Source organism: Nocardia fusca NBRC 14340, from assembly GCF_001618425.1.
GTDB lineage: Bacteria > Actinomycetota > Actinomycetes > Mycobacteriales > Mycobacteriaceae > Nocardia > Nocardia fusca.
Window position 1 is genome coordinate 13,474 of sequence record NZ_BDCU01000071.1, and the last position, 11,205, is coordinate 24,678.

The window sequence follows — 11,205 nt, forward strand, 5'->3', positions numbered from 1 at the left end:
GTTTCTTCTCCCGCATTGACTGGTAGTGACGGTTTTTCAGGTCGCGCAGCGCATCGGATTGCGGCTCGACCGGCATCCGGGCCGCCGCTCGAGATTTCGGTCCGGGCCGATACCGACGTCGACCGCATTCGTCGCGCGATTGCCGCCGGACACCGTAAGCTGCCCATCCTGCAAAAGTGCTGATCACTCGATCAAATTTGACTCTCCGTTCCCGGCCTTGTCAATGGTTGGCCGCCGAGTGCCAGGTGGTTGTCGAGTCCGGAAGTCTCGGTTCCGAATTTGCCTTCCTGTTCGCGACCCTACCGCAATAACGGCGACTGGTACTGGGTGTTCGCGGATTCCGGCCAGTCCGGTCCGGGTGGGCGTCACGCTCGTCGCCGGTCTCGTACGGGGGTCATTGGCTTGACCGCTCACCGAGATGCGTGATAGTGATATCGAGTCGCAAGTGTTGATCGGATGATAAAATACTGATGGACCACCGGAGGAGTGCGCGATGGCGACCATCGACGAAGCGATGTCGACAGTGGTCCATTCGATATGCGAAGGGCTTCTCCCGTTTCCCGATCGACGTTGCCCACCCGATCGATCGTTCGACCGGCGACAGCCTTCGGTCGATGACTGCTGTCCTCCTCGAAAGGCCGACAATGACCGACTTGTCCTCTGTCAACTACTTCACCGATGCGCAGGTTGCCCAGGACCCCTACGAATACCTGGCCTACCTGCGTAGTCGGAACCCGGTCTACCGTGAACCGCACTACGGTGTCGTCGCTGTCACCGGGTATCAGGAAGCCAACGAGGCATTCCGCAACACCGACGTCTTCTCGGCGTGCGTCTCCATCGGCGGACCTTTCCCACCGCTTCCGTTCGTGCCCGACGGTGACGACATCACCGCGCAGATCGAAGAACATCGCCACCAGTTCCCGATCTTCGAGCACATGGTCACCATGGACCCCCCGGAGCACACCCGCGCACGGATGTTGTTGAGCCGGCTGCTGACACCGAAGCGGCTCAAAGAGAACGAGGAATACATGTGGCGGTTGGCCGACCGCCAGCTGGACGAGATCGTCGCGCGTGGCCGCTGCGACTTCCTCGACGCCTACGCCAAGCCGTTCGCAACCTTGGTCATCGCGGACCTGCTGGGTGTCCCCGACTCCGATCGCGACGAATTCCGCGCACGCCTGGCCGGTCACAAGGAGCCCGGCAGCAGGGTGGGGGCGTTGGACAGTGAACCCGTGGGATCCAACCCATTGCAGTGGCTGGAAGAAACATTCGGCGAGTACATCGCCGACCGCAGGGCCAACCCGCGCGACGATATCCTCGGAGTGCTCGCGTCCACCAAATACCCCGACGGAGCGGAACCCGAGATCATCGACGTCGTGCGACCAGCGACCTTCCTGTTCGCCGCGGGACAGGAAACCGTCACGAAACTGCTCAGCGCGGCTGTCCGAGTGCTCGCGGAACGGCCGGAGTTGCAGCGGCTTGTGCGCGAGGATCGCAGCCTGATCGGCTCGTTCATCGAAGAATCGCTCCGTGTCGAGAGCCCGACCAAGGTAGATTTCCGGCTGGCGCGCAAGACCACGGAACTGGGCGGGGTCGAAATCAAAGCCGGCACCGTCGTGATGTTGTGCATCGGTGCGGCCAACCGTGACCCTCGTAAATTCGACAACCCCGACGAGTTCGTCATCGACCGCCGCAATGCGCGCGAGCACATCGCCTTCGGGCGAGGTATCCATACGTGTGCCGGCGCACCGCTGGCCCGGACCGAAGGCCAGGTCACTCTCAATCGGATGCTCGACCGTGTCGCCGATATCGCCATCGACGAGAGCGTCCACGGCGCTTCCGGTGACCGCCGGTACGGCTACGAACCGACATTTCTGCTGCGCGGGTTGCGTAACCTCAATATCACCTACACGCAGGCGAAATGAACCACAACATTCGCTCTGTAGGTGGGTGAAACGTCATGAAAGTATCCGTCGACTCCGACCGTTGCCGTGGCCACGGCGTCTGCGCGGCGCTGTGCCCCGATACCTTCGAGCTCACTGACAACGGCTACACCGAGGCGCGAAATCCTGCAGTGCCCGTCGACCGTGTGGATGCCGTCGTCGATGCGGCCGCTGCTTGCCCGGAACACGCCATCGTGGTGACGTAGCCGACCACGTCTCCCGTGTGAAGCCGGGAATCGCTGGGGGACAGCAAGTTCTGCGTAGGGTCGGCCCCGGCCACCCGTAGCTGTCGCAGGTGCATGATGATCAAGGAGACATAATGGGAAAGCTGGACGGCAAGATCGCGTTCATCACCGGCGCCGCTCGCGGGCAGGGCCGCAGTCACGCGGTTCGCCTGGCGACGGAAGGCGCCGATATCATCGCCGTGGATATCTGTGCCCAGTTGGCGACGGTGCAGTACCCGATGGGTACCACCGAAGAGCTCGAGCAGACCGTCGCCGAGGTCGAGAAACTGGGCAGGCGTATCGTCGCCCGGCAAGCCGACGTTCGTGACGTGTCGGCGCTGAAAACGGCGTTCGCGGAAGGTGTAACGGAGCTGGGGCCGGTCGACATCGTGCTGGCGAACGCGGGGATAGGGGCCGGCGGTGCAGCGGCGCCGGAAGACCAGGAGTGGGAAGAGGTGATCGGCGTCAACCTGACTGGAGTATGGAACACCGGTCGCGTGGCGATTCCATCCATGGTGGAGCGTGGCAAGGGTGGGGCGATCGTGCTGACCAGCTCCACCGGTGGATTGATCGGAGTCGGCATCCCGACGGCCGGGTTCCTCGGCTACACCGCGGCAAAACACGGTGTTGTCGGACTGATGCGGTCGTGGGCGAATTACCTCGCACCACATAGTATCCGGGTGAACAGTATCGCCCCGACCGCCGTGCGCACGCCGATGGCCGCCGACGGCAACCTGGACGGGATAATGGAACGCAATCCGGCACTGGCGCAGGCGCTGTCCAACGCCATGCCTGTCGGCCTGGTGGAACCAGTCGACGTCTCCAACGCCATTGCTTGGCTGGTATCCGACGAGGCGCGTTATGTTACTGGCTCGGTAGTTGCCGTCGATGCGGGCCAACTGAACAAGCGATAGTCAGGGACGGGCTTGTCAGGTTTCGGTGTCCGGATGTGCGGGGCTGATGACCAGCGTCATGAACGGCTGTTCATCGCCACCGCCTTCATCACCTCCGACGCCACCGACCACTTCGGTCTGCCGCGTGAGCGGACCGTGATCATGGGCTCACAGGTCTAAGTCCGACCCTGCGGCAGCCACGGCTCGTCGGCTGAAGTCATCGACAGTCGACGAGGCGTGTGCATCGCCTCGTCGCTACCTCGGCACAGAACCTCGTGCGATACCCGGTACCCGATCGACGCCGCCCCCCGCCCGAGGCCACTGAGCAGTGCCCACAAAGAGCGATTTACGAACATCGAGGACGGATCCTCGCCGACCAGCGAGGATTGCACCCGCCGCTGTCCAATGTCCTCTCGGTCCGGTCCGGAAGGAGGCGTCTCTGCTGGATCGGGTGAAGCGGGCTGGTCAGCGATTGCCGATGTCCTTGCCGACGGACTCCTGGTAGATATCGGCGTAGGTCGGTGAGTCCTTGATGAGGTCATCACAGAAGGCGGCGACATCGTTGCCGATCAGTTCTATGACCCCTTTACCGGCCGCGGCTCCTTCCTCGAAGAACTCGACAAGCCCCGACAGCAGGTTCCCGTCGGCAAGATCGACCGGGCCGACCTTGAACAAATATTTCTGGCTTTCCTCGTAGACGATCCGGTAATCGGGGGGAAGCGCCTCGACCCGTGCCCGGTGCGCCCGCCACTGCTTCTTGCCTTCGACGATGTCGCGAATTCCCATATCAGTCTCCCAGCCTGCTCAATTTCTTGGCGACGTTGTTGTTCAGCTGTTCGCGCCATCTGTCGCGATAGGTCTTGGCACCTTCTTCACCGGCGATCGCCGCGCAGAAGCCCTTGACATCGGCACCCAGCACTTCATCGATCCGTTGACCGTCCGACGCTGCTTCCTCGAGCAATCCCAGGGCGCCGTCGAGGATCGGCATCAGGTTGCGGCCCGTGCCACCCGAGTGAGCGAACAGGTGGGTCTTGATTTCTTCCCATGCCGCTCGATATTCGGCCGGAAGGGCACCTGCCCGGGCCTCGAAGGCTTTGTATTCCCTGGTGAGATCGCTTCCTGTGATTGTCTCCCAGAAGTTCATGTGTCACTTTCCCTGAGCTCGTTGATGCGTGCTGAAACGTATTCCCATTTCGCCCAGAACTTCGCGAGCTCTTCACGTCCCGCGTCGTTGAGTGCGAAGAACTTGCGTGCCGGCCCGACTTCCGAGGGCCGCTTCGACACCGCGACCAGCCCGTTCTTTTCCAGTCGCAGCAGGATGGCGTAGACCGTGCCTTCGATGACGTCGGTGAAACCGAGTTCGTTCAGCCGGCGCGTGATGGCGTATCCGTAGGTTTCCTCGGTGCCGATGATCTCGAGGACGCAGCCCTCGAGGGTTCCCTTCAGCATCTCCGTCAAGTTGTCCGTAGCAGGCCCCTTCCCTCGAACACTTCTATTCAGTGTTACTGAGTAGAGCTAGACTGTAACACAGAGTAGTGGTGGGCGGCGCCGGCGCGGTAGTCCTTGCGCAGGCTCTCGCCGTGATCGCCGGGCTGGATCGATCGACGAGCAGTGACCGGCCGCTACACGGGGGTCCGAGAAAATTGCGTGAGGCGGGTTCGGCGGGTGTGCCGAGGTGGCGGTGGGTCGTGGTCAGACCGATACGGTCTCGCGGACAGCATCGGCGACTGCGGGGGAATCCTTGCGCAGGATCTTGGAGTGGTTGCTGGCGACCTTCGCGCTGATCGTGACGTTCGGGTTGTGCGCGATGATCGGGTCGAGTATCTTCCGGCCCTGTTCCATCTCGTCCTTCTCGCTGCCGAGGCTATCTCCGGTGGCCAGGACGAACCGCACCGGGCGGGTCGCGCGTTCGAGAACCGGGACACTGGCTGCGGCGATCTCGTTGAGTTCGATATTGGACTCGGCATGCTGGGCGGCGCTCATCCGCGCGGCCATCCCGAACGGGCGCGCCAGCGGCAGCAGGAACCGCATCTTCTGGAACAGCTTGCGGATCCGCTCGGCGCCTTCCTCGCCGGTCAGGCCGTGCGGAAAGGCATCCACGGTCACCACTCCCAGGACGCGGTCGGGGTTGCGGTCGGCCCAGTGCCAGCTCAGCACCCCGCCGTAGGACCAGCCCACCAGGATGATCGGCCCGGCCACGCCCCTGGCCGCGAGCACGGCATCGATGTCTCGCAGGCACGCCTCGAACGAGTAATCCGCGGATTGCTTCGATTTGCCGCGGGCCCGCTCGTCGAAGGTGATGTGCCGGTAGCCGGGGCCCAGATCGGCGATCACTTTCTTCCAGTGCGACCGGTCGGCGTAGGCGCCGTTCAGGTAGACGACCGGCCGTCCGGAGCCGCCGGTGTCGCTCACCGCCAGCGCAGTGTCCTCGACCGGCACCATGCCGGTCCAAGTCGAAGTGGTCGAGTTGGTGGTCGTTGCTGCGTTGCTCATGTGAATACCGTCGTCGCTCCGGCTGACATCGGCCTGACACCGACCTGACACACCACCTGACATAGGTGTGACGCACTCACAGCGACCGATACCCGGCACCCGAGCCGAACACGGACACATACAGCGTCGCGCATGCCCGGATTCCCTTCTCGAAACCTCGGTATCGAGAAAGGAATCCGAGACCGCAAGAGGGTCACGGTGTGTGGCCGCCGCGCCCGTATCGACACCACCTGTCCGGCGCGGTGACCTCGGAGGCTCGCTCCTCATGAAGTTGAACATCAACCCGACATGGTTGCCGCTTCAACTCGTTTCGTTCCTGGACAGTCGTTCACGGTGTGGGTTCCTGGGGCCGTGGTTAGGCTCTGAGGGTGTCGAGTGAGGACGGACGCCAGGTGGTGGCGGATAAACGGGTGTCGTTGCGGCGTGTTCCGGTGCCCACAGCGCGGGCGATCGTGGATTGCGCGGTCTACCGCGACGGGCGGCGCCTGCCGGGCCGGTTCACCCACGCCGAGGCGCTGGCACAGGTTCGTGGCCCCGAGGGCGGGTTCGTGTGGGTGGGATTGCTGGAGCCCGACCCGGTGCAGATGAGCGATATCGCCGAGGTCTTCGGACTGCATCCGCTGGCGGTCGAAGATGCCGTGGACGCCGCACAACGCCCCAAACTCGAACGCTACGACGACGTGTGGCTGCTGGTGCTGCGCACGGTCGCCTACGTCGAGCACGACCTGCACAGTGTCAGCGAGATCGTGCACACCGGTGAACTGCTCGTCTTCACCGGCCCCGATTTCGTCGTAGTGGTCCGCCACGGCGCACACTCCGAACTCAAAACCCTGCGTTGTGGATTGGAAGCCGACCCGCAGCGGTTGCGGCTGGGCCCCGGTGCGGTGATGCACGCGATCGCCGACCACGTCGTCGACACCTATCTGGAGGTGGCGATATCGGTGGAGCGGGACGTGGAGGCGATGGAGGAGGAGGTGTTCACACCGCGGTCGCGGATGCGGGTGGAGTCGATCTATCAGCTCAAACGCGAAGTGGTGGAGTTGCGGCGGGCGGTGCTGCCGCTGGCGGGACCGCTGGCGTTGCTGACGAAACCGGACTCCCCGCTGTCCAAGGAAGTACGCCGCTACCTACGTGACGTCGCCGACCACCATGCGGCGGCCTCCGAACGCATCAGCGATTTCGACGAAGCGCTCTCGGCGTTGATCAACGCCACCCTGGCCAAGATCAGCGTCCAGCAGAACACCGACATGCGCAAGATCTCGGCCCTGGTCGCGATCGCCGCCGTACCGACGATGATCGCCGGTATCTACGGCATGAACTTCGACCACATGCCCGAACTCAAAACCAGCTGGGGTTACCCGGCCGTGCTGATCTTTATGATCTCGGTCTGCACCGGACTGGCGGTCTCCTTCCGCCGCAACGGCTGGCTGTGACCACCCCGGCACCGGCCGGCGCAGCGCCTCCGGCAATAGCCTGCACGCAAAGTCCGAACTCCTCGAACCCCGACACCACCGGAGAGGCCATGACCACCTTCTCGGCCCGGCGCGCCGTACTGGCGTCGTCACCGCCGCAGCCGCCGCGCTGACCGGCTGTTCTGCGCAACCCGCACCGGGACCAGCCACTCCTGTCACGGTCGACCCCTTCGACCAGTGCGAACCATTGACCCACGAACAGATCCTGAAAGCCGCGGACGCCGACACCCTCACTCCTCACCTGGTGCCACCGGCGCGCACATGGAACGCCCAACGCGCCGACAGCGAAACCGACCCCACCTTCACCTTCACCGACACCGATTCCCTGCAACAGATCTGGGACCAAGCCCGCGCACAGGGCCTTCACACCGAACACATGACCGTCGTACGCGAAGCACTCGGCACCACCATCACCGCCACCGGCCTCTACGTCCGCGACCCGGGCGGCCCCGGCTTCTGCCAAGTCTCCGCGGCAGTCAACGGATCCATCACCTGGCGTGTCCACAACCCCACCCACACACCCGACCCCTGCGCCATCGCACTCGACCTCGCCACCCAAACCATCGATCTCGCCCCCTGACCCCGCACCATCGGGCCCTTCGCTACTCCGACAATCGGGGGCCGAGTTGGTGAGTGCCTTTCATCCGGCGCCGGGCGGGACGAGGAAGTCGATGACGTCTTCGCTGAATCGGCGGTCGGACATCACTGTGTGGTGCCGGCGCCCCTCGTACACTCTGAGCTTGCCATCACGTACTCCGCCGGCTACTCGCTGGGCGAGTTCGGGCGGGTAGAGGGCATCCCGCGCACCGGCGATCATCAGGGTGGGTGCGGTGATCTCGCCCAGACGGTCTTCGATATCGAACGCATCCTCGGCCGCCAGCATCGCCACCATGCCGTCCGGATCCGCTGGGCGTCCGGCAGTCAGGCCCAGCAGAGCGGCCATCAAGGCTCGCCCGGGCCGGGAGTCCGCGGCCGTCGGCGCCAGTGCTGCTGCCGCGGCCCGGTATCGCCCAGCGGCCAGCAGTTCCGTGTACTCGCGCTGGATGCGCCGGCCTTCCGAGCCGAGGCGTGGGCCCGCGGCTGCGACCACCAACCGGCGTACCCGGCCGGGGTGGTCGACAGCGAACTGCAGCGCGAGGCAACCAGCCGTGGACAGGCCGAATACGTCCACCGCGCAGTCGAAACGCGCATGTAGCTCCTCGGCGTGGTGAGCGGCGAGCTCGGCCATGGTGACACCGGGCTCGAGCCCGGGCCGGCGGCCGACTGTCAGCACGGTGAATCGCGCGGCCAGCGATCTGAGGGAGCGCAACTCCGCCCATCGGGCGGCACCTGTGGGGTTGGCCGAGTCCGGCAGCACCGTGCGAAACACCACGAGCGGGCTTCCCGTTCCGAACTCCAGGTACGGGGCACCACCTGTCAGTACACCTTCGCGCATGGTCATTGCTCGGTCAGTCCGGTTGCGACGATGTCGATGAGCCGGTCGAGCACGGCGGGGTACCGCTGCTCGCCGATGTCGCGGCGATGTATGGGCAGCAAAAGTACGGCTTGGAGCACTCCGATCAGTTCGTCGGCGTCGGCTTCGATGAGCTGTCCCTTGGCCTCGGCAGCCTCCAGGAACTCGGTCAGCGGCATCACCTGCCGCGCCCTGGCCAGCTCGCCTGGGCCCATACGGCGGACCACCGCCCGCATCTCCTCGGGATGGGTGATCAGCCGGTGATAGAGCGGGTTGTCCTCCAGCATCCGCACCGCGGCGCGCAGGAACCCGGCGAGGGCGCCGCGCGCGCTCTCGGCCTCGCCCAACACCATGGCCAGCTCGTTGTGCAGCTGAGGTGCCTGGCGCAGCATCAGCTCCAGGTACAGCGCCTCCTTGCAGTCGAAGAAGGCATAGAAGCTGGTCTTGGCGATCCCGGCCGGGGCCACGAGCTCGTCCAGGGAGGTCTTGCGCAGGCCCTGGGTGGTGAACAAGCTACGTCCGGCTTCCAGGAGTTGCTCGGTGATCCGGGCTCGGTCCTCAGCGCTGAACGGGGGCGGCATACCAACTCCTGAATACATATGAACAATTCAGACTTTGTTCACTGGGGACAGTACCGCATCCTGCGAGGGCTGGCGGGATACGAGCGAAGGGGCAATACCCGTACCGCTGCCGGTCCTAGCATCGCGTACGCCTGCTGCGTCGTGCTGCTCAATCCCACGACCTCGAATGCGTAGTCCACTCCCCCACCGGTCAAGTCGAACACGGCTTGGACAGGATCGTCCTGGGATGCATCGATAACGTCGGTGGCTCCGAATTGTCGGGCGATATCGAGCGCACCGATTGTGCGCAGTCCGGCAGCGGCCACCTGCTCGGTGTCTTCGGCCAGGCAGTAGTCCAGCGCTTCGCGCAGGTTCGGGAGTTCACGCTCCAGCCGTGCGATCCAGCGCGGTTGTCGATCGCTGATCCATTCGGCCTCCACGGCCGACGCCAACTGCTGGTACCGGTCGCGGTGCCAACGCCCTCGACTTGTCCACCAGCGATGAAAGCACCTCGGCCGCCAACGCTTCTGCCGACAGCGGCCCCGCCCCTGCCTCGGCGAGAGCGGAAACGACCATCCCGGCACCGATCCAGTCTTCGATGGCCGGCCGCGCAGCCCCCTGGCCGGGCCACTGTTCGCCGGCGGGAATGATCGCGGTTCGCCGGCGGGAATGATCGCGATCGGCTGGTCGGCTGCACCCCACCCCGGCCGGGTCAGCCGCCGCGGCGCCGGCGCACCCCTCAGGGCGGTCACCCTCTCCCGGACGGTGAACCGCAACGACGCCGCGGTCACCGCCGTCTACCTCGGCGGCCGTTATCTTCTCGGCGGCGGGACCGCCGAGCCGGTCCCCTGCACTGCGCGGATGGGCCGGTTCCTCCGAGCCGGGTCAGCGCTGACCTGTAGGGCCCGTGAGTGCCGGCGTCCGCGGTAGTTGGGCGCAGCAGGGCCGTCACCGGCACCGCGGGCCCGGTATCCGATGGTCACGACCTCGCCCGCCCGCTCAGCGCCGGTCTTCGGGAACCGCGAACGAATCCAGCCCGAACCCGCGCAAGGTATGCACGAGTTTCTCGTACTGAAAGCGGTTGTAGGCCAGCGGTTGCAGCAGCAACCGGTCGGGCAGGTTGTGCCATGCCCACCGCAGCAGCCGCACATAGATCGCGAATTCCCGATCGTGTCGCGGCTTCAGCTCGAAACCGGTCAGCTCCTGCACCGCCGGATGCATGGCCTTGGACGAACACACCTGGATCACGTGCCCGATCACCGGCCGGATCACCAGCCACAGCGGGGTCAGAGCCCGTCGCGCCAACGGCGACAACCTCGAGGTCGGCAACGGCAACTTGGTCAGGGCCGCGAATTTCTCGACCAGAAATGGATTCTCGGCCAGTTCCTCGGTCGCCATGGTGTCGTAGTATTGCCGTGCCGTGGCCAGATCCGCGGGGAACTTGCCGGCCGCGCTGGGCAGTTCGAGATCCACGAAGGTCCCGCGCAGCAGCTGATAGGCGGCTTCCTCTTCCTCTGGCCGCAATTCCGTGCCGGTGCAGTAGGTGAAGGTATTGAGCACCATGAAGATTCCGCTGACCGCGACCCATTTCCAGGTATAAGGAGTCAGCGCACTGTATTCCACCCCGCCGAATTCCGCCGAACCGGTACCACGCACATCACGATGCCGCAGTTTCAGCCATTCCGATTCGGCCCGGCGGTCGTCGGAATCACCCCACAGCGCGATCATCGCGGACGCACCACCGCGGACAGTGCGATCGGTGAAGTTCTCCTCGAACCGGCCGGTCCGGTCCACCGCGGCGGCGACCGGAGCCAACGCCACCTCGTCGAAAGCGGCACCGGCGAAAGCACCGGCCAGGACACTGCCGGAATGTTTGCGAAACTCCCGCAGCACTTCGGGCCGGACACGGGGGTCGGCGGACTCGGCGGTGTGCGCAGTCGCGTGGGTCGTCATTTCGTCACCTCGTCATCTCGGACAGGAAGAAGAAATGATTCTCATCTGCAGTTTATCACCGCAGTTCCCGCAGTACTACGCCCGCGGCCGCCGAGCACGCTCGGATCCGGCGGCGAGCCGACGAGCCGGCCCGGACTGCCGCGACTCGGGTACCGGGGCCGCGGGGGTCGCCGACGCCGGCGCACCCCTGACCGATCATCGCCCGGGATTCCGG

Annotated in this window: 14 protein-coding genes; 6 read left to right on the forward strand and 8 right to left on the reverse strand. The window is 64.9% G+C overall.

What is annotated here, in order from left to right; all coding sequences use genetic code 11:
• Positions 1 to 644: 644 nt before the first annotated feature.
• The 4 genes from NF4_RS35260 (at position 645) to NF4_RS39900 (ending at position 3,240) form a co-directional block, all read left to right on the forward strand.
• Positions 645 to 1,925, forward strand: a complete 1,281-nt coding sequence (locus NF4_RS35260; protein WP_063131726.1) for a cytochrome P450 — start codon at positions 645 to 647, stop codon at positions 1,923 to 1,925.
• Positions 1,926 to 1,960: 35 nt separating this feature from the next.
• Positions 1,961 to 2,149, forward strand: a complete 189-nt coding sequence (locus NF4_RS35265) for a ferredoxin (protein WP_063131727.1) — start codon at positions 1,961 to 1,963, stop codon at positions 2,147 to 2,149.
• Between the two features lie 113 nt (positions 2,150 to 2,262).
• A complete protein-coding gene (locus NF4_RS35270; RefSeq protein ID WP_063131728.1) occupies positions 2,263 to 3,081 on the forward strand; it encodes a mycofactocin-coupled SDR family oxidoreductase in 819 nt (272 codons plus the stop codon).
• Between the two features lie 33 nt (positions 3,082 to 3,114).
• The gene (locus tag NF4_RS39900) at positions 3,115 to 3,240 is read left to right on the forward strand and encodes a hypothetical protein (RefSeq protein WP_269749679.1); all 126 of its coding nucleotides are present in this window, start codon (positions 3,115 to 3,117) and stop codon (positions 3,238 to 3,240) included.
• 285 nt (positions 3,241 to 3,525) lie between these two features.
• On the opposite strand, the gene NF4_RS35275 is transcribed toward NF4_RS39900, so the two are convergent.
• The 4 genes from NF4_RS35275 to NF4_RS35290 form a co-directional block, all read right to left on the reverse strand.
• Entirely contained in the window at positions 3,526 to 3,846 is a 321-nt protein-coding gene (locus tag NF4_RS35275; protein WP_063131729.1) for a DUF1048 domain-containing protein, read from the reverse strand.
• 1 nt (position 3,847) lies between these two features.
• On the reverse strand, positions 3,848 to 4,204 hold the full coding sequence (locus NF4_RS35280) for a DUF1048 domain-containing protein (RefSeq protein ID WP_063131730.1): 357 nt from the start codon (positions 4,202 to 4,204) through the stop codon (positions 3,848 to 3,850).
• Complete coding sequence (locus tag NF4_RS35285) at positions 4,201 to 4,509, reverse strand: PadR family transcriptional regulator (protein ID WP_063131731.1); 309 nt, start codon at positions 4,507 to 4,509, stop codon at positions 4,201 to 4,203. The genes NF4_RS35280 and NF4_RS35285 overlap by 4 nt, the downstream gene beginning before the upstream one ends.
• Before the next feature lie 243 nt (positions 4,510 to 4,752).
• The gene (locus tag NF4_RS35290) at positions 4,753 to 5,553 is read right to left on the reverse strand and encodes an alpha/beta fold hydrolase (protein ID WP_063131732.1); all 801 of its coding nucleotides are present in this window, start codon (positions 5,551 to 5,553) and stop codon (positions 4,753 to 4,755) included.
• Positions 5,554 to 5,921: 368 nt separating this feature from the next.
• Between NF4_RS35290 and NF4_RS35295 the strand changes: the two genes are divergently transcribed.
• The gene (locus NF4_RS35295; protein WP_232330803.1) at positions 5,922 to 6,986 is read left to right on the forward strand and encodes a magnesium and cobalt transport protein CorA; all 1,065 of its coding nucleotides are present in this window, start codon (positions 5,922 to 5,924) and stop codon (positions 6,984 to 6,986) included.
• Positions 6,987 to 7,212: 226 nt separating this feature from the next.
• On the forward strand, positions 7,213 to 7,605 hold the full coding sequence (locus tag NF4_RS35300; RefSeq protein WP_063131734.1) for a DUF3558 domain-containing protein: 393 nt from the start codon (positions 7,213 to 7,215) through the stop codon (positions 7,603 to 7,605).
• 60 nt (positions 7,606 to 7,665) lie between these two features.
• Here NF4_RS35300 and NF4_RS35305 read toward each other — a convergent pair whose 3' ends face one another.
• The 4 genes from NF4_RS35305 to NF4_RS35325 all read right to left on the reverse strand — a co-directional run bounded on the left by NF4_RS35305 (position 7,666) and on the right by NF4_RS35325 (position 10,991).
• Positions 7,666 to 8,466, reverse strand: a complete 801-nt coding sequence (locus NF4_RS35305) for an alpha/beta fold hydrolase (protein ID WP_198165597.1) — start codon at positions 8,464 to 8,466, stop codon at positions 7,666 to 7,668.
• Positions 8,463 to 9,059: a TetR/AcrR family transcriptional regulator gene (locus NF4_RS35310; protein ID WP_063131736.1), complete on the reverse strand. Its 597-nt coding sequence runs from the start codon at positions 9,057 to 9,059 to the stop codon at positions 8,463 to 8,465. Before NF4_RS35310 ends, NF4_RS35305 begins: the two co-directional genes overlap by 4 nt.
• 38 nt (positions 9,060 to 9,097) lie before the next feature.
• The gene (locus NF4_RS38940; RefSeq protein WP_063131737.1) at positions 9,098 to 9,478 is read right to left on the reverse strand and encodes a zinc-binding dehydrogenase; all 381 of its coding nucleotides are present in this window, start codon (positions 9,476 to 9,478) and stop codon (positions 9,098 to 9,100) included.
• A 559-nt stretch (positions 9,479 to 10,037) separates the two neighbouring features.
• A complete protein-coding gene (locus NF4_RS35325) occupies positions 10,038 to 10,991 on the reverse strand; it encodes an oxygenase MpaB family protein (protein ID WP_063131739.1) in 954 nt (317 codons plus the stop codon).
• Positions 10,992 to 11,205: the final 214 nt, after the last annotated feature.